Annotated in this window: 20 protein-coding genes; 7 read left to right on the top strand and 13 right to left on the bottom strand. The window is 64.9% G+C overall.

Features of this window, described 5'->3' with window-relative positions; translation table 11 throughout:
* Positions 1–161 precede the first annotated feature (161 nt).
* The 4 genes from AAFG07_RS15175 to AAFG07_RS15160 are packed head-to-tail and all read left to right on the top strand — an operon-like array spanning position 162 to position 4,693.
* A complete protein-coding gene (locus tag AAFG07_RS15175; protein WP_342727981.1) occupies positions 162–1,361 on the top strand; it encodes an ABC transporter substrate-binding protein in 1,200 nt (399 codons plus the stop codon).
* Between the two features lie 10 nt (positions 1,362–1,371).
* Positions 1,372–3,108, top strand: coding sequence for an FAD-dependent oxidoreductase (locus AAFG07_RS15170; RefSeq protein ID WP_342727980.1), 1,737 nt, complete (start codon positions 1,372–1,374; stop codon positions 3,106–3,108).
* Complete coding sequence (locus AAFG07_RS15165; protein WP_342727979.1) at positions 3,105–3,869, top strand: glucose 1-dehydrogenase; 765 nt, start codon at positions 3,105–3,107, stop codon at positions 3,867–3,869. Before AAFG07_RS15170 ends, AAFG07_RS15165 begins: the two co-directional genes overlap by 4 nt.
* A gap of 29 nt (positions 3,870–3,898) precedes the next feature.
* On the top strand, positions 3,899–4,693 hold the full coding sequence (locus AAFG07_RS15160) for an IclR family transcriptional regulator (protein WP_342727978.1): 795 nt from the start codon (positions 3,899–3,901) through the stop codon (positions 4,691–4,693).
* A 575-nt stretch (positions 4,694–5,268) separates the two neighbouring features.
* On the opposite strand, the gene ahcY is transcribed toward AAFG07_RS15160, so the two are convergent.
* The 3 genes from ahcY to AAFG07_RS15145 form a co-directional block, all read right to left on the bottom strand.
* Positions 5,269–6,696 carry an adenosylhomocysteinase gene (gene ahcY / locus AAFG07_RS15155; RefSeq protein WP_342727977.1) on the bottom strand — a complete coding sequence of 476 codons (1,428 nt, stop codon included), beginning with the start codon at positions 6,694–6,696 and terminating at the stop codon, positions 5,269–5,271.
* 125 nt (positions 6,697–6,821) lie between these two features.
* Positions 6,822–8,018, bottom strand: a complete 1,197-nt coding sequence (metK, locus tag AAFG07_RS15150) for a methionine adenosyltransferase (RefSeq protein ID WP_223969238.1) — start codon at positions 8,016–8,018, stop codon at positions 6,822–6,824.
* 60 nt (positions 8,019–8,078) lie between these two features.
* The gene (locus AAFG07_RS15145) at positions 8,079–9,434 is read right to left on the bottom strand and encodes a hypothetical protein (protein ID WP_092115496.1); all 1,356 of its coding nucleotides are present in this window, start codon (positions 9,432–9,434) and stop codon (positions 8,079–8,081) included.
* A 182-nt stretch (positions 9,435–9,616) separates the two neighbouring features.
* Between AAFG07_RS15145 and AAFG07_RS15140 the strand changes: the two genes are divergently transcribed.
* A complete protein-coding gene (locus tag AAFG07_RS15140; protein WP_342727976.1) occupies positions 9,617–11,347 on the top strand; it encodes a caspase family protein in 1,731 nt (576 codons plus the stop codon).
* A gap of 118 nt (positions 11,348–11,465) precedes the next feature.
* On the opposite strand, the gene AAFG07_RS15135 is transcribed toward AAFG07_RS15140, so the two are convergent.
* The 6 genes from AAFG07_RS15135 to AAFG07_RS15110 form a co-directional block, all read right to left on the bottom strand.
* Positions 11,466–12,584: a cobalamin-independent methionine synthase II family protein gene (locus tag AAFG07_RS15135; protein WP_342727975.1), complete on the bottom strand. Its 1,119-nt coding sequence runs from the start codon at positions 12,582–12,584 to the stop codon at positions 11,466–11,468.
* 19 nt (positions 12,585–12,603) lie between these two features.
* Positions 12,604–13,320, bottom strand: a complete 717-nt coding sequence (locus tag AAFG07_RS15130; protein ID WP_342727974.1) for an ABC transporter ATP-binding protein — start codon at positions 13,318–13,320, stop codon at positions 12,604–12,606.
* Positions 13,313–14,065, bottom strand: a complete 753-nt coding sequence (locus AAFG07_RS15125) for an ABC transporter ATP-binding protein (protein ID WP_342727973.1) — start codon at positions 14,063–14,065, stop codon at positions 13,313–13,315. The genes AAFG07_RS15130 and AAFG07_RS15125 overlap by 8 nt, the downstream gene beginning before the upstream one ends.
* Positions 14,062–15,090 (bottom strand): branched-chain amino acid ABC transporter permease, encoded by a 1,029-nt coding sequence (locus AAFG07_RS15120; protein WP_342727972.1) that lies wholly within the window; start codon positions 15,088–15,090, stop codon positions 14,062–14,064. Before AAFG07_RS15120 ends, AAFG07_RS15125 begins: the two co-directional genes overlap by 4 nt.
* Positions 15,091–15,097: 7 nt before the next feature.
* Positions 15,098–15,967, bottom strand: coding sequence for a branched-chain amino acid ABC transporter permease (locus tag AAFG07_RS15115; protein ID WP_342727971.1), 870 nt, complete (start codon positions 15,965–15,967; stop codon positions 15,098–15,100).
* A 102-nt stretch (positions 15,968–16,069) separates the two neighbouring features.
* Positions 16,070–17,251: an ABC transporter substrate-binding protein gene (locus AAFG07_RS15110; RefSeq protein ID WP_342727970.1), complete on the bottom strand. Its 1,182-nt coding sequence runs from the start codon at positions 17,249–17,251 to the stop codon at positions 16,070–16,072.
* Positions 17,252–17,627: 376 nt separating this feature from the next.
* Between AAFG07_RS15110 and AAFG07_RS15105 the strand changes: the two genes are divergently transcribed.
* Complete coding sequence (locus AAFG07_RS15105) at positions 17,628–17,906, top strand: hypothetical protein (protein ID WP_342729160.1); 279 nt, start codon at positions 17,628–17,630, stop codon at positions 17,904–17,906.
* Positions 17,907–17,960: 54 nt separating this feature from the next.
* On the opposite strand, the gene purU is transcribed toward AAFG07_RS15105, so the two are convergent.
* Positions 17,961–18,824: a formyltetrahydrofolate deformylase gene (gene purU, locus AAFG07_RS15100; protein WP_173637658.1), complete on the bottom strand. Its 864-nt coding sequence runs from the start codon at positions 18,822–18,824 to the stop codon at positions 17,961–17,963.
* Between the two features lie 135 nt (positions 18,825–18,959).
* On the opposite strand from purU, the gene AAFG07_RS15095 reads away from it, so the two are divergent.
* On the top strand, positions 18,960–19,802 hold the full coding sequence (locus AAFG07_RS15095) for a uroporphyrinogen-III synthase (protein ID WP_342727969.1): 843 nt from the start codon (positions 18,960–18,962) through the stop codon (positions 19,800–19,802).
* A 118-nt stretch (positions 19,803–19,920) separates the two neighbouring features.
* Here the strand turns inward: AAFG07_RS15095 and AAFG07_RS15090 are convergent, their stop codons facing one another.
* From AAFG07_RS15090 to AAFG07_RS15080, 3 genes are all read right to left on the bottom strand, one after another.
* The gene (locus tag AAFG07_RS15090) at positions 19,921–20,865 is read right to left on the bottom strand and encodes a GDP-L-fucose synthase (protein ID WP_342727968.1); all 945 of its coding nucleotides are present in this window, start codon (positions 20,863–20,865) and stop codon (positions 19,921–19,923) included.
* Complete coding sequence (gene gmd, locus AAFG07_RS15085) at positions 20,846–21,931, bottom strand: GDP-mannose 4,6-dehydratase (RefSeq protein WP_342727967.1); 1,086 nt, start codon at positions 21,929–21,931, stop codon at positions 20,846–20,848. The genes AAFG07_RS15090 and gmd overlap by 20 nt, the downstream gene beginning before the upstream one ends.
* A gap of 144 nt (positions 21,932–22,075) precedes the next feature.
* Entirely contained in the window at positions 22,076–22,750 is a 675-nt protein-coding gene (locus AAFG07_RS15080) for a Crp/Fnr family transcriptional regulator (RefSeq protein ID WP_092115508.1), read from the bottom strand.
* Positions 22,751–23,161 lie beyond the last annotated feature (411 nt).

Here is a 23,161-nt window from a genome sequence, read left to right as displayed (position 1 = left end):
AAGCGTTCGCTCACCGATTTTGAAGCGCCGCGCCATTGCAGAATCAACACTGTGGCATCGAGGACACATTATTCGCCATTGACAAACCGATTAGATAATACCTAATTCTGCGACCCGCCGAAGAACGGGGACATCCAAGAGGAAATCCAGCAGGAGGAATGATGAGACACGTTTTGGCGGCAGCCATGATCGCGGCGATGACGACGGCCGCGCACGCCCAGGTTTCCGATGACGTTGTGCGCATCGGGGTGCTGACCGACCTGTCGAGCTGGGGGCGCGACAATTCCGGTCCGGGCTCGGTCGAGGCGGCCAAGATGGCGGTCGAGGAATTCGGCCCCACCGTGCTCGGCAAGCCGATCGAGATCATCTCGGCCGACCACCAGATGAAGACCGACGTCGGCGTCCAGATCGTGCGCGGCTGGTTCGACAACGGCAAGGTTGACGCGGTCGTCGACATCCCCAACTCCGGCATTGCGATCGCCGTGCACAACATGGTGCGCGAGCGCAACAAGATCGCGCTGCTGTCCGGCCCCGGCGCGAGCTCGCTGACCGACGAGCTGTGCAGCCCCAACACCGTGCACTTCACCTACGACACCTATGCGCTGTCGAAGGTCACGGCCTCGGCCGTGATCGCGGAAGGCGGCAAGTCCTGGTTCTTCATCACCGCGGACTATGCCTTCGGCCAGCAGCTCGAGAAGGATGCGACGCGCTTCATCAACGAGATGGGCGGCAAGGTGCTCGGCAGCGTGCGTCATCCGACCAACACGGCCGACTTCTCCTCCTTTGCGTTGCAGGCGCAGAGCTCGAAGGCGGATGTGGTGGCGTTCGCCAATGCCGGCCAGGACACCGACAATTCGATCAAGCAGTCCGGTGAGTTCGGCCTCGTGCAGGGCGGCCAGAAGCTGGTCGGTCTTCTGATGTTCGACACCGACGTCCATGCGATCGGGCTCAACGCCGCGCAAGGCACCTACATGACGACGGCGTCCTACTGGAACATGGACGAGAAGACCCGGGCCTGGTCGAAGAAATTCTACGCCCGCACCAACGTAATGCCGACCATGATCCAGACCGGCGTCTATGGCTCGGTGCTGCATTATCTCAAGGCGATCCAGGCCGCCGGCACCGACGATCCGAAAGCGGTGATGGCCAAGATGCGCGAGCTGCCGATCGAGGACACGTTCGTGCATGGCGGCAAGCTGCGCGAAGACGGCCGCGTGATCCGCGACATGTATCTGGCGAAGGTGAAGAAGCCCTCGGAATCCAAGGAGCCGTGGGACTATCTCGACATCATCAAGACGGTGAAGGGCGAGGACGCCTATCGACCGGTGTCCGAGTCCAAGTGCCCGCTGCTCAAGAAATAGGATCGATCGCGTGGCCAACGAAGAAACGCAAGAAACGCAAGAAACGTATGACTGCGACGCGCTCGTCGTCGGCTCCGGCTGCGCCGGGCTGTCGGCGGCGGTCACCGCCGGCCATCATGGCCTCAAGGTCCTCGTCGTCGAGAAGGAGCCGCGCTTCGGTGGCACCACCGCGCGCTCCGGCGGCTGGCTGTGGATTCCCGGCACCTCGCTGGCGAAGGCCTGGGGCATCGAGGAAAGCCCCGATCAGGCCAAAACCTATCTGCGCCATGAGGCCGGCAACAGCTTTGACGCCGCGCGCGTCGATGCGTTCCTGACCGAAGGGCCGAAGGCGGTCGACTTCTTCACCACCAAGACCGCGGTGCGCTTCGACATGCCGCTGACCTTCCCGGACTATCATGCCGAAGCGCCCGGCGGCGCGCAGGGCGGCCGCTCGATGGTGACGCGGCCGTTCGACGCCCACGAGCTCGGCGACGCCCTCAAAGATCTCGGCAGCCCCCTGCCCGAGCTCACCGTGTTCGGCATGATGCTCGGCTCCGGCAAGGAGATCGTCCATTTCATGCGCGCTACGCGGTCGCTGACCTCGGCGGCCTATGTCGCCAAGCGGCTGTCGAAGCATGCGATCGACGTGATGCGCAACGGCCGCGGCATGACGCTGACCAACGGCAATGCGCTGGCCGGCCGGCTGGCCAAATCCGCCTTCGACCTCAAGATCCCGCTCTGGCTCAATTCGCCGGTGCGCGAATTGATCGTCGAGAACGGCGTGGTGCACGGCGCGGTCATCGCGCGCGAAGGCCGCACCATCCGCGTCAACGCCAAGCGCGGCGTTGTGCTCGCCTGCGGCGGCTTTCCGCATGACGTCGCACGGCGGCAGAAGATGTTTCCGCATGCGCCGACCGGAAAAGAGCATTATTCGCCGGGACCTGTCGGCAACACCGGCGACGGCCTGCGGCTCGCGGAGTCGGTCGGCGGCCGCGTCGAGGACTCGCTCCCCAATGCCGCGGCCTGGGTGCCGGTCTCGGTCACCACCCGCAAGGACGGCTCGAAGGGTGTGATGCCGCATTTCATCGACCGCGCCAAACCTGGCGTGATCGCGGTGATGCGCGACGGCAAGCGCTTTGCCAATGAGGGCAATTCCTACCACGACTTCGTGCAGGAAATGATCAAGGCGGCGAAGCCGGGCGAGGAGATCGCGGCCTATCTCGTCTGCGATCACGATACGCTGCGCAAATACGGCCTCGGCTGCGTGCCGCCGCGCCCGATGCCGCTCGGCCACCATCTGAAGACCGGCTATCTCAAGCGCGGCGCGACGCTGTCCGAGCTTGCTGCGCAGGCCGGCATCGATGCGAAAGCGCTTGAGGGGACCGTCGCAACGTTCAACGCAGCCGCGGCAGAGGGCCGCGACCCCGCCTTCGGCAAGGGCTCGCGCGCCTACAACCGCTACCAGGGCGACGCGCTGCACGGCCCCAATCCGTGTATCGCGCCGATCCAGCACGGGCCGTTCTACGCCATCAAGATGGTGGTCGGCGATCTCGGCACCTATGCCGGCATCCGGACCGACGCCAATGCCCGCGCGCTCGACGCCGACGGCCAGCCGATCGCCGGCCTCTATGCCGCTGGCAACGACATGGCGAGCATCATGGGCGGCAACTATCCCGGCGCCGGCATCACGCTCGGGCCCGCGCTGACCTTCGGCTACATCGCGGGCAAGCACATCGCCGGCGCAGCGGCAGAAAGAAGCGCGGCATGAGCACGATGGCGACCCTGCTCGCAGGCAAGCGCGCATTGGTGACCGGCGCCGCACACGGCAACGGACGTGCCATCGCGCTTGGCCTCGCGGCGCATGGCGCCGACGTCGTGCTCGCCGACATCGATCGCGCCGGCGCCGAGCAGACCGCAGCCGACATTCGCCAGCGCGGCCACGCGGCGTGGCCGTTCGTACTCGACGTGACCGATGCCGGGGCCTGTCACGCTCTCGCGCAGAACGTAGCGAGCGAGGTCGGGCCGATCGCGATCCTGGTCAACAATGCCGGCATCATCATCCGTGAAGGCATCTCTTCGCCGCGCGCGCACGACAATTGGCGGCGGGTGCTCGACGTCAATTTGACCGGCACATTCAACGTCACCCACGCCTTCCTGCCGGCGTTGCGCGAGACGCGCGGCACGATCATCAATCTCGGCTCGATCGCCTCGTTCCTCGGCGTTGCCGATACGCTGGGCTACGCGCCGTCGAAGGGCGGCGTGAAGCTGCTCACCCAGGCGCTCGCCCGCGAGCTCGCCGCCGACGGCATCAGAGTCAATGCGATCGCGCCCGGCGTGATCGAGACGGCGATGACCGAAGCAACCCGCAACGACCCGGCCCGGCTCGCCGGATTTCTGGGCCGCACACCGCTCGGCCGCGTCGGACAGCCGGAGGAGCTGGTTGGCCCGGTGGTGTTCCTCGCGTCAGAACTGGCATCTTATGTGAACGGCGTGACCCTGCCGGTCGACGGAGGGTTTCTCGCCGTATAAGCAAATTGTCGAAGAACTGACAGGGCGACATGACGAGAGAAAGCCGCGGCATACAATCGATCGAGGTCGGCGGAGAATTGCTCCGCGCGCTCGCCCGCAGCGGCGAACCGATGATGCTGCGCGATCTCGCCCGCGAGGCCGGCATGCCGCCGGCCAAGGCGCATCCCTATCTCGTCAGCTTTTCCCGCATCGGCCTGATCGAGCAGGACGAGACCACCGGCCGCTATGAGATCGGGGCGCTGGCGCTCGAGCTCGGCCTGATCAGCCTGCGCCGGCTCTCCGCCGTGCGGATCGCGACGCCGCGGATCGCCGCGCTCGCCGACAGCATCAATCATGCGGTGTCGCTGTCGGTCTGGGGCACCCACGGCGCGACCGTGGTGCGGCTCGAGGAGCCGAGCCATCCCGTACATATCGCGATGCGCGTCGGATCGGTGGTGGCTCTGCTCGAGACCGCGACCGGCCGCGCCTTCGCCGCCTTCATGCCGCCGAACGCCGTCAAGACGGCGCTCGAGAGCGGCCTCGACCGCCTCGGCGTCGGCTACAACCCGAAGCGCGAGACCATCACCGCGAAGACCACGGAGATGCTTGCCGAGGTGCAGAGCCGCGGGCTCGCGCGTGCGATCGGCGATCCCCTGCCCGGCGTCAACGCCTTCGCCGCGCCGGTGTTCGATCACGCCGGCCACGTCGCCCTGGTCATCACCGCGATGGGACCGGAAGGCACCTTCGACGCCAGCTGGGACAGCGCGATCGCAGCCGCGCTACGTGATTGCGCGAGCGACATCTCGCGGCAGCTCGGGCACGGCACGGTGCGGGCATCGAGGTGATGCTCCAGCTTTTCCGCCGTCATTCCCCGGTGCGAATGCGAAGCTACGTCCCAGCCTACGTCTGTCATCGCCCGGCGTGACCGGGCGATCCAGTACGCCGCGGCTTCTCGGCTCAAGCACAGCTGTCTCTGGAATACTGGATCACCCGCATGCGCGGGTGATGACACCGAACGAGCTGTTTGACAGGTGAATCGAGAACCATCCTCATCGTCGTCCCGGCGAAGGCCGGGACCCATAACCACCGCTGCAAATGGTTGCGCGATGCCGGAACGACGAATCCCGCCGACAACATCCGCCGCGGCGTATGGGTCCCGGCCTTCGCCGGGACGACGGTTTGTAGATGCAGGCCGCGCCACACAATCGGCGTCGTCCTGGCGAAAGCCAGGACCCATTACCCCGAATGGTCATTGTTGCGCGATGCTGGGGCCGCGATCCCCTTCACAATCAAATGCGGTGGTTATGGGTCCTGGCTTTCGCCAGGACGACGGACGAAGAGGCCCGCCTGCACACAACCTCAGCAAAAAGCCCCGGACGATGCCGGGGCTCTTCACTTCATCGTTAGCGATGACCGCAGATCAGTAGCGGTAGTGGTCCGACTTGTACGGACCTTCCTGCTTGACGCCGATGTAGTCGGCCTGGTCCTTGCGCAGCTCGGTCAGCTTAACGCCGATCTTGGCGAGGTGCAGGCGGGCGACCTTCTCGTCGAGCGTCTTCGGCAGCACGTAGACCTTCCTGGCGTACTTGCCGTCCTTGTTGTTGGCGAACAGCTCGATCTGCGCCAGCGTCTGGTTGGTGAACGAGGCCGACATCACGAAGGACGGGTGGCCCATCGCATTACCGAGGTTCACGAGGCGCCCTTCCGACAGCATGATGATGCGGTGCTTGTCGGGAAATTCGATCTCGTCGACCTGCGGCTTGATGTTGGTCCACTTCAGATTGCGCAGCGAAGCGATCTGGATCTCGTTGTCGAAGTGACCGATGTTGCAGACGATGGCGCGATCCTTCATCGCGCGCATGTGCTCGATGGTAATGATGTCCTTGTTGCCGGTGGCGGTGACGAAGATGTCGGCGCGCGGCGCCGCGTCTTCCATGGTCACGACCTCATAGCCTTCCATCGCCGCCTGCAGTGCGCAGATCGGATCGACTTCGGAGACCATGACGCGGCAGCCGGCCTGGCGCAGCGAGGCGGCCGAGCCCTTGCCGACATCGCCGAAGCCCGCGACCATTGCGACCTTGCCCGACAGCATCACGTCCGTGCCGCGGCGAATGCCGTCGACCAGCGACTCGCGGCAGCCGTAGAGATTGTCGAACTTCGACTTGGTGACGCTGTCGTTGACGTTGATCGCCGGGAACAGCAGCGTGCCCTTGTTGGCCATCTCGTAGAGACGATGCACGCCCGTGGTGGTCTCTTCCGAGACGCCCTGGATGTTCTTGGCGATCTCGGCGAAGTAGCCCTTCGGCTTCTCCTTCAGCAGGCGCTTGACCAGCGCGTAGAAGATCTCTTCTTCCTCGGAGGTCGGCTTATCGAGGAAGGCAGTGTCGCCCTGCTCGGCCCGGTAACCGGCATGCACCAGCATGGTGGCGTCGCCGCCGTCATCGAGGATCATGTTCGGCGTGCCGCCGCCATGCCAGTCGAACAGTTTTGCGGTGTAGTCCCAGTACTCGGTCAGCGTCTCGCCCTTCACGGCGAACACCGGAATGCCGGCGGCGGCGATTGCGGCGGCGGCGTGATCCTGGGTCGAATAGATGTTGCAGGAGACCCAGCGGATGTCGGCGCCGAGCGCAGCCAGCGTCTCGATCAGCACGGCGGTCTGGATCGTCATGTGCAGCGAGCCCGCGATGCGCGCGCCCTTCAGCGGCTGCTTGGGGCCGAACTCTTCGCGGGTGGCCATCAGGCCGGGCATCTCGCTCTCGGCCAGCGAGATCTCCTTGCGGCCAAAATCGGCGAGCGCAATGTCCTTGACGATATAGTCGGTGAAGCCGGGCTTCGTGGGGGCGTTCATTTGAGCGTCCTGTTGTTGAACTGGTCATTCCGGGGCGCCGCGCAGCGGCGAACCCGGAATCTCGATGGGATGAAGGAAGGGCTCCGGTTCGCTCGCAGTCGCGAGCGTCCCGAATGTCGCAAGCGTCAGAGCGCGCGCTTCAGCGGCTCGACGAGATCGGTCTTCTCCCAGGAGAAGCCGCCCTCATTGTCCGGCGTGCGGCCGAAATGGCCGTAGGCCGAGGTGCGCGCGTAGATCGGACGGTTGAGATCGAGATGGGTGCGGATGCCGCGCGGCGTCAGATCCATCGCCTTGGCTGCCGCCTTCTCGAGCTCGTCCTCCGACACCTTACCGGTGCCGTGGGTGTCGATGTAGATCGACAGCGGACGCGCCACGCCGATCGCGTAGGCGAGCTGCAACGTGCAGCGGTCGGCGAGACCGGCCGCGACGATGTTCTTGGCGACATAGCGCGCGGCATAGGCGGCCGAGCGGTCGACCTTGGTCGGATCCTTGCCGGAGAACGCACCGCCGCCATGCGGCGCCGCGCCGCCGTAGGTGTCGACGATGATCTTGCGGCCGGTCAGGCCGGAGTCGCCGTCGGGACCGCCGATGAAGAACTTGCCGGTCGGATTGATGTGCCAGATCGTCTTGCCGTTGATCCACTCCTTCGGCAGCGCCTCGCGCACATAGGGCTCGACGATGTCGCGGATCTGGCTGGACGAGAGGTCCTCGACCAGATGCTGGTGCGACACCACGATCTCGCGAACGCCGACCGGCTTGCCGTTCTCATACTGCACGGTGACCTGGCTCTTGGAGTCCGGACCGAGCACCTTCTCCTTGCCGGAGTGGCGCGCTTCGGAGATCAGCCGCAGGATCTTGTGGGCATAGAAGATCGGGGCCGGCATCAGGTCCGGCGTCTCGTTGGTGGCGTAACCGAACATGATGCCCTGGTCGCCGGCACCCTCTTCCTTGACCTCACCCGGCTGCAGCGCGTCGACGCCCTGCGCGATATCGGCCGACTGCGGATGCAGCAGGATCTCGATGTCGCAGGTGTTCCAGTGGAAGCCGTCCTGCTCGTAGCCGATGTCCTTGATCGCAGAGCGAACCACGCCCTCGATCTGCTCGTTGGTGACCGAGGCCGGACCGCGGGTTTCGCCGGCGATCACCACCTTGTTGGTGGTCGCGAGCGTTTCGCACGCCGCGCGGATCTGCCACGGGTCGATGCCCGCCTTCGGCCCCTCGCGATAGAACAGATCGACGATTTCATCCGAGATGCGATCGCAGACCTTGTCCGGATGGCCTTCCGAGACCGACTCGCTGGTGAAGAGATAAGACGCGCGCATCAAGCAAACCCCTTGTTTCGTCGAAGTCCGACGTTGGTTGGTGAATATGTCCCCGGAATGTCAGTCTCGTCGCCGCGAGATGACGTAGGATTCGTCGTAAAACCACAGCCCGTTGTGTTTACGGAGAACCTCGCGTGTGGCCTCGAGAGCTCGTCCGTTTTCGGTCGTTTCAGTCAACCGCTCATCTTCGATCTGCGCGACATACACTGCTGCGTTCCAGGCGGCGAAGGCGGTCGAGGTTCCGATCGAGCCGGTCACCTCATTAGGCAGCGCTTCCATATCATATCGGAAGATCGAACGGTTATCGGCGTAGGCGTTGAAGTTCAGCTCGCGGCCGGCCGAGCCCAGCTCGTATTTCACCGCGCGCAGTATCTCATGACGGCTGACGGCGAAAGGATTTTCTCCGGGCCAGACGGCTTGAATGATTTCAAGTCCGGGATCGCTTCCGTGGGAGTGGATTCCTATCAGCCGTCCGCCGCCGCGCAGCGCGCGCGCCAGCGGCGCGATGATCCGCTTGGCGCGGAAATTCACCGAGGATTTGGCGCGATAGGGCTGCGAGGCAATCACCAGGTCAAAATTGGCCTCGGTCCGGCCGGCGCGGGGAATGATGGAATCGAGCAGGAACCGGTGGTCGTCGCGGTACAGCACCAGCGCCACCGGCCGCTCGTAGATCGGCATCGCATTGCCGGGGCTGAGGTTGGCGCGCCAGTTCTGCTCCAGGAATGGACCGAGTTCCGCGATCTGGGTCTCGAACTCACCCGAGGACGCGCCGCGGAGGGCCACCTCGTGCCAGATCATGCTGGCCGCCGCCGCGGAGTTCTTGGGCGTCAGCCAGGGCGCCTCGGCGTAATACATGTTGGTGAACACGAAGACGCTCGCCGGGTGCTCGAACAGGCGGTCGGGCACCTTGTCGAGCGTGAGGCGAACATCCTCCAGGCTCAGTTCCTTGCCGGCGACGTAGAACGGCATATGTGGGAAGCGGCCATGCATGGCACGCAGGACCCGCGCCAGCACGGTGCCGTCGCCCATGCCGGCATCGAACACCCGCAGCGCCGGCGGCCGCGGGTGGATGGCGGCCAGTTCGAGCGCGACCCGGTCGGCGATCACCCGCTTCTCGCTACAGGTGTGCACGAACAGCAGATAGCGCTGGCGGTTCTCGAAAAAGCGGAAATTGCCTCTCGGATCGCGCTTTTCCGGCGGCACCACGAGGCCGCGCGGCGGCGCGACGCCGCCCGGCGTCGAGGTCGCAATGAAGGCATTGATGCGGTCGAGCGTATCGATGGTGATGCGCTTGCCCTCGCGCAGCCGGTGCACCAGCTTGCCGTCGTTGACGGCACGGCGGCCGAACGTCGTCTCCGCCATGTCGGAGTGACGGCAGAAATCCGTGATCTGACTGAGGATTTCGTCGTTCTTCATGGTGCCTGAAGTGGGTAACGGCCAGTGGGACAAGAGTGGGCAGAGATGGTGTGCGGCGAGGTCTTACCACCATTTTCCCACCAGTTGAACCCCCCTCCACAGCCGATCACCAAACAGTCATGGATAGTCTCCTGGACCGCCTCGCCGCCGACCACCGTGACGGCCCTACCCCTGGATGACCGATGCGCCGCCTGCTCCTGATCCCCTGCCTGCTCGCGACCATGCTGTGGTCGGCGCCCTGCTTCGCCCAGACGCGCGCCCAGCTCGGCCCACTCTGTACGACCGACACCACGCCGGCCGACCAGATGATCGACGCCTGCACCAAGATCATCGCGTTGAAGGTGTTTTCCGGCGAGAAGCTCGCGACCATCTATTTCTGGCGCGCAGTCGGCTGGAACAAGAAGGGCAACTACGCGCAGGTGATCGCTGACGCCACCGAGGCGCTGCGCTTGAAGCCCAGCACCCCCGTCTACAATCTGCGTGGCTCGGCCTATTACGACAAGGGCGAGTACGACATCGCGATTGCCGACTTCAACGACGCGCTGCGCATGGGGCCGCCGAGCGGCATCATCTTTCACAACCGCGGCAATGCCTATCGCGGCAAGGGCGACTACGCCAAGGCGATCGCCGACTACGACGCCGCGATCAAAGCCGGCCCGAAGTCGGCGTTCTCCTATCAGAACCGCGGCGCCTCGAAGCAGGCGCTCGGCGATCTCGACGGCGCGCTCGCCGACATCAACGAGGCGGTCAGGATCGACCCGTCGCTGCCGCAGCCGCTGATCAGCCGCGCGGTGATCTGGCGCGCCAAGGGCGATATCGCGCGCGCGATCGCGGACACGTCAGAAGCGATCCGGCTGGCGAAGGCGAAAGCGCCCGCCAACATCATGACGCCGCCCGGCAGCGTGCTGATCTCGGCCTACACCCAGCGCGGCCTCGCCTACGAGGCGAAGGGCGACGCTGCGCACGCCAAGGAAGATTACGCTTCGGTGCTTGAGGGCGTGGCCTCCGATGCCGGCAGCAAGGCCAATCAGGCCACCGCCAAGGTGCGGCTCGCACTGCTGAAAGAGGCCGATGCAGCGCCGCGCAAGACCGCGGCGGCACCTGCGGCCGAAAGCAGCCCTGCGCCCGCACCGCCGGCGCCCGCGGCAGCAGCTCCTGCAGCACCCGCGGCCCGTGTGCAGGCCGCAGCAACCGGCCGGCGCGTCGCGCTGGTGATCGGCAACGGCGCCTATGCGCATGTGAAGGCGCTGCCCAATCCACCGAACGATGCCCGCGCCATCGCCAGGAGCCTGCGCGACATCGGCTTCACCGTTTCAGAGGGACTCGATCTCGATCGCGACGCGATGCAGAAGACGATCCACGATTTCCTGCGCGAGGCGGCGCGATCGCAGATCGCCGTGGTCTACTACGCCGGTCATGGCGTGCAGGTCGACGGCCGCAACTACCTCGTGCCGGTCGATATCGAGTTCAAGGCGGGCGGCCGCATGACCGACGCGATGGTCGACATGGACACCATCATGGCCGGCCTCGACGACCAGATCCGCACCAACATTTTGATCCTCGATGCCTGCCGCAATAATCCGATGGCGCCGCAGGTGGCATCCGCAGGCCCGAGCCGCGGCATCGAGGCTGGCTCCGGCCTTGCCGCCCCCGCTTCGCTCGGATCAGGCTCGACGCTCGGCGCCGGCACGCTGATCGCGTTCGCGACGGCGCCGGGCCAGGTCGCACTCGACGGCGAAGGCGCCAACAGCCCGTTCTCGGCGGCGCTGTCGCGCCATGTCGGCACGCCCGGCCTCGAGGTGCAGCAGATGCTGACGCGGGTCCGCGCCGAGGTCGTCGCCGCGACCAAGGGCAAGCAGGTGCCGTGGTCGAACTCCTCGCTGCTTGGCGAGGTCTATCTGGCGGAGCAGTGACGCTGAGCTCTCTCCCCGTCATTGCGAGCGAAGCGAAGCAATCCATGCCACCACAAAAGGAAAGATGGATTGCTTCGTCGCTATCGCTCCTCGCAATGACGCGAGGATACAGCAGAGGTTATTTCCCCCACACCTCGTTCGCGACCTCGACCGCGAGCCGCAGCTTGGCCCACTGCTCTTCCTCGGAGAGGATGTTGCCCTCCTCGGTCGAGGCAAAGCCGCATTGCGGCGACACTGCGAGCTGCTCGATCGGGGCGAACTTCGATGCCTCCTCCAGCCGCCGCTTGATGTCGTCCTTCTTCTCGAGCTCGCCGAATTTCGAGGTGATGACGCCGACCACAACGACCTTGTTGCCCTTGGGCAGGAAGCGCAGCGGCTCGAAGCCGCCGGCACGATCGGAATCATATTCGAGGAAGTAGCCGTCGTAATTGGTGCCGGCCAGCATGGTCTCGGCGACCGGCTCGTAGCCGCCGGAGGAAATCCAGGTCGAACGGAAATTGCCGCGGCAGACATGCGTCGTAATCACCATGTCTGACGGACGATCGGCGATCGCATAGTTGATGACGCGGGCATAGATCTCCTGCAGGCCATCGGGATTGTCGCCGCGGTCGCGCGACTTCTGCAATTCCTCCTGCGAGCATAGATAGGCCCACACCGTGTCGTCGAATTGCAGGTAACGGCAACCGGCGTCGTAGAACGCCTTCACCGCCTTGCGATAGGTCTTGCCGAGGTCCTGGTAGAACTCCTCAAGGTCCGGATAGACCTCCTTCGAGATCAGCTTGCGGCCACCGCGGAAATGCAGCACCGCCGGCGACGGGATCGTCATCTTCGGGGTGACATGCGCCTGGTCGGCGTACTTCTTCAGGAACCTGAAGTGATCGAGCATCGGGTGATGATCGGAGAAATCCAGTTTGCCGATCACCCGGATGGCGTCGTGCCGGGTCTGCACGCCCGCGAACTGGATGCCCATGTCGGGGTGGAACAGCTCGCAGCCGGTCAGATGGCTGAGGAAATCGAAGTGCCACCAGGAGCGGCGGAACTCGCCGTCGGTCGCAAGCTTGAGGCCGACCGAGGCCTGCTTGTGCACGACCTTCTCGATCTCCATGTCCTCGATCTTGCGCAGCTCGTCGGCCGAGATCTCGCCCTTCTCCAGCCTGGCGCGCGCTTCCTTGATCTTCGGCGGACGCAACAGGCTGCCGACCTCGTCGGCGCGGAACGGGGGCTTGGTTCGCTGCATGGTCAACTCCCTGAGGGCGTCAGTGTTTTTTGGTCCCGGCGACGCCGAGATGGCGCTCGAGGACGGAGGGATCGGCCTTCAGCGCGCTGCTCGCGGCATCGTGCACGATCGTTCCGCGTTCCAATATCACAACGCGGTCGGCGAGCCCGAGAATCTTTTGTGCATTCTGCTCGACGATGATCGAACAGATGCCACCCGAGCGCGTGATGGTTCCGATCGCCTTTAACAATTCCTCAACGATGATCGGCGCGAGGCCTTCGGTCGGCTCGTCGAGCAGCAGCACTTTCGGATTGAGCGTCAGCGCGCGGCCGATCGCCAGCATCTGCTGCTCGCCGCCCGACAGCTGGTTGCCGAAATTGCCGCGCCGCTCTTTCAGCCGCGGAAACATCTCGTACACCCGCTCGACCGTCCACGGACCGGGCTGCGCCACCGCGGTCATGTTCTCCTCCACCGTCAGCGAGCGGAAGATGTTGCGCTCCTGCGGCACCCAGCCGATCCCGGCACGGGCGCGCTGGTCGGGCCGCAGTGCCGTGATGTCGTGGCCGGCGAGCGCGACGCTGCCACTGAGGCGCCTGACGATGCCGACGATCGAATTGATCAGCGTGGTCTTGCCGGTGCCGTTGCGGCCGAGCAGCGCGAGCACCTGGCCCTCGGCAAGCGCCAGCGACATGTCGGGGAGCACCACCGCCTCGCCATATCCGGCGCGCAAGCCCCTGATGGAAAGCAGGTCAGGCATCGGCCGCCTCGCCGAGATAGACCGCCCTCACCTGCGGATCGCGCGCGACCTCGTCGGGCGCGCCCTCGGTGAGCAGCCCGCCATTGACCAGCACCGAGATGCGGTCGGCGAAGGAGAACACGAGATCCATGTCGTGCTCGATCAGGAGCACGGTGACGTCGCGCGGCAATGCTGCGACCGCCGCCAGGATATCGTGGCGCTCGCTCTCGGGCACGCCGGCGGCGGGCTCATCGAGCAGCAGCACGCGTGGCTTGGCGGCGATCGCGACCGCGATCTCGAGCAGGCGCTGCTTGCCGTAGGGCAATGTTGAGGTGAGCTCGGTCATCACGTCGAGCAGATGGAAGCGCGACAGGATCTCGGCGATCTCGGTGTTGACGTCGTCGCGCGTTCCCATCCGCCGCCACCAGTCGCCGCCGCGGCCCATTCGTTCGGAGACAGCAAGGCCGATGGTCTCGAGCGGGGTCAGGTCGGGATAGAGCTGATTGATCTGGAAGGTGCGCGACAGCCCGCGGAGGACCCGCTTGTGCACGGAGAGGCCGGTGATATCGCTGCCCTCGAGCAGGATTTGTCCGCTGTTCGGCGTCAGCACACCGGTCAGCTGATTGATGACCGTGGTCTTGCCGGCGCCGTTCGGTCCGATCAGCGCATGGCGGGCGCCCTGCATCACCTTCAGCGAGAGATCGCGGGTGACGCGAAGACCGCCGAAGGATTTCTCGAGGCCGCGGGTTTCGAGCGCGATCGTCATGACGGATCACTCTCCGGCACGGCGGCGGCGTTGCGGCCGGCGAACTGGCGGATGATCAGGTTCGGCACGAACAGCACCCAGCGGTGGATCCGCGTGCGGCCGACCATCACGATCACGACCAGCACGAGGCCGATCCAGAACAGCCAGTATTGCGGGGTGATGCTCTGAAACAGCTCCTGCAGCATTTTGAACACAACAGCGCCGATCAGTCCGCCATAGAGATAACCGGTGCCGCCGATCACCAGCACCAGCATCAGGTCGGCGGAGCGCTCGAAAGAAAACACGTCGAGTGAGGCCAGCGCCGTAGTCTGGGTGAACAGCGCGCCGGCGATCCCGGCATAGAAGGCGGCAAGCGTATAGACCGCGATCAGGCGGCGGTTGACCGGTATGCCGATTGCGGCCGCGCGCAGCGGGTTGTTCCTGATCGCGCGCAGCGACAGGCCGAACGGCGAATGCACCACGCGACGGGCAAGCAGGAACAGGATGAACAGCACGATCAGCGAGTAGAACAATCCGGTCTTGCCGAACATGTCGAAGGCAAACAGCCCGAGGATCGGCTGCATCTCGATGCCTTGGAGGCCGTCGGTGCCGCCGGTGATATCCGAGAAGCGCTCGGCGAGCGCCTCCAGCAGCAGCGCGATGCCGAGCGTCACCATCAGCCGGGTCAAATCGACGCCGCGGATGACGAGGAAGCTGGTCAGGAACCCCAGCACCGCCGCAACGAGACCGGCGGCGACCAGCGCGATGACGGGTTCGTTGATGATGCCGTGCAGCGCCAGCAGTCCGGCCGAATAGGCGCCGACGCCGAAGAAGGCCGCGTGTCCGAGCGAGACGATGCCGGCATAGCCGAGGATCAGGTCGAGCGACAGCGCGAACAGGCCGAGCCGCACGATGTCGGTCATGATCAGGTAGCGCGACGGGAACAGGAACGCGCAGGCGAGCGCCAGCACCCAGAAGGCGACCTCGCTGATCCGCCAGCGCGCGCTGGCCATCGCGTGGGTGGAGACGTCGGACAGCGCGGTCATATCAGCCTCACCGCGCCGCGGTGCGGCCGAACAGGCCGTTGGGACGCCAGAGCAGGATCACGATCATGACCGTGTAGATCACGAAGGGGCCGACCTTGGGCACGTAATATTTGCCGGCGACGTCGGCGATGCCGAGCAGCAGCGATGCCAGGAACGGCCCGGTGATCGAGGAGGAGCCGCCGACCGTGACCACAATCAGGAAGTAGATCATGAACTTCAGCGGGAAATACGGATCGAGGCCGAGGATCTCCGCGCTCAGCGCGCCGCCGAGGCCGGCGAGGCCGCAGCCGAAGGCAAAGGTGAAGGCGAACACCTGCGGCACGTTGATGCCGAGCCCGATCGCAGCGCGCGGATCGTCGACCGCGGCGCGCAGGCGGCTGCCGAACCGCGTCTTGGCAAGGATCAGTTGCAGCGCCAGCGTGAGCAGGCCGCAGATCACGACGATCATCAGCCGGTAACGCCCGATGCCGACGCCGAACAGGTCGATCTGCCCCTCCAGCGCCGCCGGCAATTTGATGAAGACCCGCGACGATCCCATGATGTAGTCGACCGCCGCCACTGACATGAACACGAGTCCGATCGAGAACAGCACCTGATCGAGATGGCTGCGGCTATAGAGATGGCGATACAGCGTGCGCTCCAGCGCGACGCCGATCGCAGCGCTCCCGACAAAGGCGAGCGGCAGGCCTGCGAAGAACGGCCAGCCGGAATTGTTGACCAGCACGGCGCAGATATAGCCGCCGGCCATCGCGAAGGCGCCATGCGCGAGGTTGACGAAGTTCATCAGCCCGAGCGTCACCGCAAGCCCGCAGGCCAGCACGAACAGCAGCATGCCGTAGGCGACGCCGTCGAACAAATTGGTGAGGATAGAGGCCATGAAGTCAGCTTAAGCGAGAGGGCGCAAACGACACCACGTCAACAGGATCGTCATGGCCGGGCTCGTCCCGGCCATAACGTGCAGCGAACGGAGCTTCGCGCGTCACTTCTTGGTCTTGCCGGAATCCTTGACGGCCTCGAAGGTCGCGAACTCGACGTTGTAGAGTTCGCCGTCGACCTTCTCGACCTTGCGGATATAGATGTTCTGCACGATGTCGCGGGTTTCCGGATCGATCGAGATCGGACCGCGCGGGCTCTCCCACTTCATGCCCTTCATCGCCTCGATCAGCTTGTCGCCGTCGGTCGCGCCGCCCGTCTTCTTCAGCGCCTCATAAATCAGATGGATGCCGTCATAGCCGCTGACCGCCATGAAACCCGGGCGGTTGCCGTATGCCTTCTTGTAGGCGGCGACGAATTCCTTGTTCATCGCGGACGGATGCGCCGCCGAATAGAGATGCGCCGTCACCGCGCCGAGCGCGGCATCGCCCATGTTGTTGAGCAGGTCGTCATCCATCACGTCGCCGGGGCCGATCACCTTGATGCCGCTCTTGTCGAGCCCGCGCTCGGCATATTGCTTCATGAAGTTGCCGCCCTGCCCGGCCGGCACGAACACGAACATCGCGTCGGGCTTGGCATCCTTCATGCGCTGCAGGAACGGCGCGAAATCGGGATTGGCGAGCGGGACCTTGACCTCTTCCACGATCTCGCCGCCGCCGGCGGTGAAGTGCTGCTTGAAGAAGGTCAGCGCATCGTTGCCCGGCGCGTAGTCGGAGGTCAGCGTCGCGACCTTCTTGATGCCGTTCTTGACCGCCCAGTCGCCGATGATGGTGGAGGACTGCGCCAGCGTGAAGCTGGTGCGCACGATATAGGGCGAGCGCTCGGTGATGATCGAGGTGCCGGCGGCCATCACGACTTCCGGGATCTTGGCCTGCGTCGCCAGCGGCGCCGCGGCAAGCGCCGCGGGCGTCACGCCGAAGCCGGCGATGAAATTGACCTTGTCGTTGACGATCAGTTCCTGCGCGAGCCGCTTGGTGTTGTCGGGCACCGCGGCATCGTCCTTCAGGATGATCTCGATCTTCTTGCCGGCGACGGTGTCGCCCTTCTGCTGCATGTAGAGCTTGATCGCGTTATCGATCTGCTTGCCGGTTGAGGCCTGGCCGCCGGTCATCGGCAGGATCAGGCCGATCTTGACGGCGTCGTCCGCCCACGCCGGCACGCTGGCGCACAAACCCGGAAGCACGGCCGAAGCGGCGCCCCACAGCAACATTTTGCGACGATTGAACATCGACGTCCCTCCCCCTTCCATTCTTTTGCGTCGAGCCGAGTGCCCGGCCCTTGCCTTACCTTAACCCAAGCATGTCACGGCCGAGCCGCAACGCGACAAGGCGTTTCCGCGCGCCCTCTGTCAATCGGACGATGGACGTGTGTCGCGCGCCGCGATTTGGCCCAGCCGCAGAAACAAGTATCACGATACCAGAATCATTCCCCGAAACTCAACGCCCGCCACAAGCTCCGCTCTCGCCTCTCAGGCCTTCGTTAGCTCGCTTCATTTGTACGATCGTACAAATGAAGCACCAATGTCAACAAACAAGCACAATTGCAGCCGAACGGTCGCGCCTGAGATCATCATCCATAAAGACCAGGGCTGTATGCTGCCGCCAATGCCGATCTTCACACGCCACATCCCTGTCCTGACTGCCCTCGCGCTCGCGGCCTGCGCGCTCGGGGGATGCAGCACCATGAATCAAAAGGTCTCGGCCGGCATGGCCGACACCATTCCGGCCTGGGCCGGCGGCCTGCCCGCAGACGCACCGCCGCGCGCGGGCACCCCCGAATACGACAGGTTCATGCAGGAGCGGGAACGCAAGCGCCTGATGCCCGCGGCGGAGCGTGGCGACGACGCCAAGCCGGCGGCGCCGGCGCAGAACGCGACCCATTGAGCATCGGGCCCGTAGCGCCTGCATCGCGTTGTGCGGGACGCGTGAGCCTGCGGATCAGTCCACGAACACCACGGTCTTGCGCCCGTTGAGGATGACGCGGTCGGCGAGATGGTAGCGGATCGCCCGCGCCAGCACCCGGCGCTCGATGTCGCGGCCCTTGCGCACGAGATCCTCGGGCGTGTCGCGATGGCTGATGCGCTCGACGTCCTGGTCGATGATCGGGCCCTCATCGAGATCGCTGGTGACGTAATGCGCGGTGGCGCCGATCAGCTTGACGCCGCGCTCATGCGCCTGGTGGTAGGGCTTGGCGCCCTTGAAGCCCGGCAGGAAGGAATGGTGGATGTTGATGCAGCGGCCCGACAGCCGCGCCGACATCTCGTCCGAAAGGATCTGCATGTAGCGGGCGAGCACCACGAGGTCGGTATTGGTGTCCTGGGCGAGCTTCCAGACCGCATCTTCCTGCTGCCGCTTGGTCTCTTTGGTTACCGGCAGATGATGGAACGGGATATCGCCGAAATCGAGCGAACCGTAGCTCTCGCGCGGATGGTTGGAGACGATGGCGGTCGGGATCATCTCGAGCTCGCCGGTGCGCCAGCGATAGAGGATGTCGACCAGGCAATGATCGGACTTCGACACCAGCAGCATCACCCGGCGGCGGCTGGCGCGATCGCGCATCTGCCATTCCATGCCGAAGCGTTCGGCAATCGCGGCAAAGCCGGTCTGCAGCGCCGGCAGCCCGACCGCGAGGTCGGCCGCGGTGAACACCACGCGCATGAAGAACTTGCCGGTCTCGATGTCGTCGAACTGCTGGGCATCCAGGATGTTCTGACCGTTATGCGCGAGGAAGGTCGAGACCGCGGAGACGATCCCGGGGCGATCCGGGCAGGACAGGGTCAGAACGAATTGATGGTCGGGCATGCCAATTGACCAAAGCTTGAGCAGATGCGTGGAACGTTCATTTTCGGCCCTCGTCTACACCGCAGGCGGCCTTGCGCCAATCCCGGCGCGGGGGTCAAATCGAACAAATGACGACAATGTTTGTTAGGGACCATCATGGCTGACCGGCTGAACGGCTACCGCATTCTGATCCTCGAGACGCGCGAGGAGGCACAGTTTTCCCGCCTGCTCGCCGAGCAGGGCGCCGACGTGCTGCAATGCCCGATGTTCACCATCCACGACGCGCCGGACCCGGTGCCGATCGAGGCCTGGATTCGCCGCGCCATCGAGCGGCCGCTCGACGACCTCGTGCTGATGACCGGCGAAGGCCTTCGGCGGCTGATGAAGGTCGTGCGCCGGATCGGGGTCGAGGCGGAGTTTGTCACGAGCCTCGGCAAAGCGCGCAAATTCGCCCGCGGCCCCAAGCCCGGCCGCGCGCTGCGCGAGATCGCCCTGGAGCCGCAAATGACGACGGAGAAGCCGACCTCGGAAGGCGTCGCCGAGATGCTGGCGAAGCTCGACCTGAGCGGCCATCGGCTCGGCCTGCAGCTCTATCCGGACAAGGACCACGCCACCCTGATCGGCACGATCAAGGCGCAGGGTGCGGAGGTCGATACAGTGCTGCCGTATGTCTACGATGCGCAGGCCGCAGATGCGAACATCGTGACCGCGATCGAGGAAATGGCGCGGGGCCGCATCGATGCCATCGCGCTCACCAGCTCCGGCCAGGTTCGCCGCCTGCTCGAGGTGGCCCAGGCGCATCAATGCGAAGCACAATTGCGCGAGGGTTTGCAGCAGACCCCGATCGCCTCCGTCGGGCCGGTGGTGTCGGACGAGTTGAAGACCTACGGCCTATCCACCGACATCTACCCGGCGAACGACGCGTTCTTCATGAAGCCGCTGATCTCGGCGATGGCGACGGCGCTGTCGAAGGCGCCGCCGCGCGCGGCGGCGAGGTGAGAGCCAAAAGCGTCATTGCGAGGAGCGAAGCGACGAAGCAATCCATTCTTCGCATGCGGCGCCATGGATTGCTTCGCTGCGCTCGCAATGACGACGTGGAGGCAGCCTATTCGGCCGCCTACTTGGTCTCGTTCAGATAGGCCTGGTAGGCGAGCTTGATGCCATCCTCGAGCGAAGTCGCGGCGCGCCAACCGAGCTTGGCGAGCCGGCTGACGTCGAGCAGCTTGCGCGGCGTGCCGTCGGGACGCGACGTGTCGAAGCTGATCTCACCGCGATAGCCGACGGTGGCGGCGACCACGCGGGCGAATTCGGCGATGGTGATGTCTTCGCCGGTGCCGATATTGACCAGCTCGGGCGAGGAATAGGCCTTCATCAGGTGGATGCAGGCGTCGGCGAGATCGTCGACATAGAGGAATTCACGGCGCGGCGTGCCGGTGCCCCACACCACGACGCTGCCTGCACCGGAGACCTTGGCCTCGTGGAAGCGGCGGATCAGCGCGGCGACGACGTGGCTGTATTCGGGATGATAATTGTCGCCGGGACCGTAGAGATTGGTCGGCATCACGCTGATGAAATCGGCGCCATATTGGCTGCGATAGGCCTCGGCCATCTTGATGCCGGCGATCTTGGCGATGGCATAGGGCTCGTTGGTCGGCTCCAGCAGGCCGGTCAGCATCGAATCCTCGCGCAGCGGCTGCGGCGCCAGGCGCGGATAGATGCAGGACGAGCCGAAGAACATCAGCTTCTCGCACCCATTGGCATGGGCCGCCTGGATCACGTTGGTCGAGATCGCCAGATTGTCGTAGAGGAATTCCGCCCGCAGCGTGTTGTTGGCGACGATGCCGCCGACCTTGGCGGCGGCGAGGAACACGGCCCGCGGCCGCTTCGCGGCAAACCAGGCATTAACCGCGGCCTGGTCGCGAAGGTCGACCTCGCTGCGCGACACCGTCAGCAGATCGGCCTGTTCGCGCGCCAGCCGGCGCATCAGCGCCGAGCCGACCATGCCGCGATGGCCGGCAACGAAAACCGACTTGCCCTTCAGTTCAAACGCCGTGCTTGCCATTGGCCGCATCCTGCCTGGCCTCGACGAGATCGCTGGTGACCATTTCCTGCACCAGTTGCGCGAACGGCGTCTTCGGCGCCCAGCCGAGCTTGGCGCGCGCCTTGCTGGCGTCGCCGATCAGAAGATCGACCTCGGTCGGACGGAAATAGACCGGGTCGATCTGCACCAGGGTGTTGCCGGTCGCCTTGTCGACGCCGACCTCCTCGACGCCCTTGCCGCGCCATTCGATGCTGCGGCCGACCTCGGCGAATGCCAGCTCGACGAACTCGCGCACCGACCGCGTCTCGCCGGTCGCGAGCACGAAGTCGCCGGGCTCGTCCGCCTGCAGGATCTTGTGCATGCCCTCGACATAGTCGCGGGCATGGCCCCAGTCGCGCTTGGCATCGAGATTGCCGAGATAGAGCTTGTTCTCCAGGCCGACCTCGATGCGGGCAACGGCGCGGGTGATCTTGCGCGTCACGAAGGTTTCGCCGCGGATCGGGCTTTCGTGGTTGAACAGGATGCCGTTGCTGGCGAACATGCCGTAGGCCTCACGGTAATTCACCGTGATCCAGTAGCCGTAGAGCTTGGCGACGCCATAGGGCGAGCGCGGATAGAACGGCGTGGTCTCCTTCTGCGGCACCTCCTGCACGAGCCCGTAGAGCTCCGAGGTCGAGGCCTGGTAGAACCGGGTCTCCTTTTCCATGCCGAGGATGCGGATCGCCTCCAGCAGGCGCAGCACGCCGATGGCGTCGGCGTTGGCGGTGTATTCCGGACTCTCGAAACTGACCTGGACGTGGCTCTGGGCGGCGAGGTTGTAGATCTCGGTCGGCCGGATCTGCTGCACCAGCCGGATCAGATTGGTCGAATCGGTCATGTCGCCGTAGTGCATCAGGAACGGCACGTTGCCGGCATGCGGATCCTGGTAGAGATGGTCAACGCGCGCCGTATTGAACGAGGACGATCGCCGCTTGATCCCGTGCACGGTATAGCCGAGGCCGAGCAGATATTCGGCGAGGTACGCACCGTCCTGCCCGGTGATGCCGGTGATCAGCGCAACGCGCCGCTTTGAGTCCTGAGCCGCCATATCATCTCCAGAGAGCGCGAAAACCGCGCGGTCCCGACGAGGCCGGTCTGTAGCATCAGGCCTGCTCTAAGTCTAATGGCTTAATCGTTTGAAAGATCAGGACTTTAGAGCGTCCGAAAATGGCCTGGTTCGGCCCCGAGCCGGTCACTCCCCGTAGTGGCGCAGGCGGTCGAGCTCGATGATCGTCACCCCGCCATATTCGAGCCGCAGCAGGCCCTCGCGCTCGAGGCGTTTCAGGCACTGGTTGGCATTCTGCCGGGAGATACCCGACAGCGCCCCGATCTCCTCCTGGGTGATCTCCAGGTGCAAGGTGAGCTCGGGGTAGAGAATCGGATTGAACAGCGAGGCGATCGAGCGCGCCAGCCGCGCGGTGGCGTCCAGCGTGCGGCCATATTCGAGCAGCGCGATGAATTGGCCGAGCCGCTCGTTGAGCTGCCCCACCAGGAAGCGGTTGAAGCCGACGCTGTTCTCGAACAGCCAGACGAAGGTCCGGCGATCCATCATCGCCAGGCGCGTGTCGCGCAGCGCGACCACGTCGTAGCGCCGCAGCTCGTTCTTGAGCACAGTGCCCTCGCCGAACCAGGCGCCGGCGGTGAGGCCCGCGAAGCTCGCAGCCTTGCCGCCGCGCGAGACGATGCCCATCCGCGCCAGCCCGGTGACGATGCCGGTCCAGTACTGGAAATTGTCGCCGCGCATGAAGATGAATTCGTTGGCGCGGTAGGACTTCTCGGAAATGCCGGCGCGCGCGATCTCGATCTCTTGCTCGCTCAGTTCGCGCGACCAGGCCGCGATGCGCTTGAGGTAATCAGCAGCAATCATTCTGGCGACGGCATCCCACCCCAAGATACTGACACGATATTGCACCGCAGCAACGCCGTGCGCGAAGCCAGGAACCCGCTTCCTGGAAGGCCAACGAAAATTCCTGACCAAATGTCGGGCACATGACAATTCAACCTATCGCTTTCTCGTATTCAGAGCCACCTCGCCTAACGCCGCGCGCAGCGCCTTGATGGATCGCTGACCGCGGACGACGCGAGAGACGGGCTTGCAGGCGGGGTGCGGCGTTACCGCGCATGACGCAGGCGATCGGGGCGAGCGATGCTCCCGAACGCCGGCTTCATTAGTCGGATGGTCTCCCTCCGGCGGCCCATGTAAGATCGAAGCGTAAGATCGAAGCAGAATCGAAGCGAAGATAAAGAGCGCGCCAAAGCGCCCGTATCTGGAGGGAAC

The sequence above is a fragment of the Bradyrhizobium sp. B097 genome (assembly GCF_038957035.1).
Taxonomy (GTDB): domain Bacteria; phylum Pseudomonadota; class Alphaproteobacteria; order Rhizobiales; family Xanthobacteraceae; genus Bradyrhizobium.
Note: the sequence above shows the minus strand (reverse complement) of the source record. Positions and strands in the feature narration are given on the sequence as shown.

Bases quoted from the DNA above. Each gene is read 5' to 3' on its own strand.
- AAFG07_RS15125 (WP_342727973.1), bottom strand. From the start codon at position 14,065: ATGACGATCGCGCTCGAAACCCGCGGCCTCGAGAAATCCTTCGGCGGT.
- AAFG07_RS15120 (WP_342727972.1), bottom strand. From the start codon at position 15,090: ATGACCGCGCTGTCCGACGTCTCCACCCACGCGATGGCCAGCGCGCGC.
- AAFG07_RS15095 (WP_342727969.1), top strand. From the start codon at position 18,960: ATGGCTGACCGGCTGAACGGCTACCGCATTCTGATCCTCGAGACGCGC.
- AAFG07_RS15160 (WP_342727978.1), top strand. From the start codon at position 3,899: ATGACGAGAGAAAGCCGCGGCATACAATCGATCGAGGTCGGCGGAGAA.
- AAFG07_RS15080 (WP_092115508.1), bottom strand. From the start codon at position 22,750: ATGATTGCTGCTGATTACCTCAAGCGCATCGCGGCCTGGTCGCGCGAA.
- AAFG07_RS15135 (WP_342727975.1), bottom strand. From the start codon at position 12,584: ATGCAGCGAACCAAGCCCCCGTTCCGCGCCGACGAGGTCGGCAGCCTG.
- metK (WP_223969238.1), bottom strand. From the start codon at position 8,018: ATGCGCGCGTCTTATCTCTTCACCAGCGAGTCGGTCTCGGAAGGCCAT.
- AAFG07_RS15115 (WP_342727971.1), bottom strand. From the start codon at position 15,967: ATGGCCTCTATCCTCACCAATTTGTTCGACGGCGTCGCCTACGGCATG.
- AAFG07_RS15110 (WP_342727970.1), bottom strand. From the start codon at position 17,251: ATGTTCAATCGTCGCAAAATGTTGCTGTGGGGCGCCGCTTCGGCCGTG.
- AAFG07_RS15105 (WP_342729160.1), top strand. From the start codon at position 17,628: ATGCCGATCTTCACACGCCACATCCCTGTCCTGACTGCCCTCGCGCTC.
- ahcY (WP_342727977.1), bottom strand. From the start codon at position 6,696: ATGAACGCCCCCACGAAGCCCGGCTTCACCGACTATATCGTCAAGGAC.
- AAFG07_RS15145 (WP_092115496.1), bottom strand. From the start codon at position 9,434: ATGAAGAACGACGAAATCCTCAGTCAGATCACGGATTTCTGCCGTCAC.
- AAFG07_RS15165 (WP_342727979.1), top strand. From the start codon at position 3,105: ATGAGCACGATGGCGACCCTGCTCGCAGGCAAGCGCGCATTGGTGACC.
- purU (WP_173637658.1), bottom strand. From the start codon at position 18,824: ATGCCCGACCATCAATTCGTTCTGACCCTGTCCTGCCCGGATCGCCCC.
- AAFG07_RS15140 (WP_342727976.1), top strand. From the start codon at position 9,617: ATGCGCCGCCTGCTCCTGATCCCCTGCCTGCTCGCGACCATGCTGTGG.
- gmd (WP_342727967.1), bottom strand. From the start codon at position 21,931: ATGGCGGCTCAGGACTCAAAGCGGCGCGTTGCGCTGATCACCGGCATC.
- AAFG07_RS15175 (WP_342727981.1), top strand. From the start codon at position 162: ATGAGACACGTTTTGGCGGCAGCCATGATCGCGGCGATGACGACGGCC.
- AAFG07_RS15130 (WP_342727974.1), bottom strand. From the start codon at position 13,320: ATGCCTGACCTGCTTTCCATCAGGGGCTTGCGCGCCGGATATGGCGAG.
- AAFG07_RS15090 (WP_342727968.1), bottom strand. From the start codon at position 20,865: ATGGCAAGCACGGCGTTTGAACTGAAGGGCAAGTCGGTTTTCGTTGCC.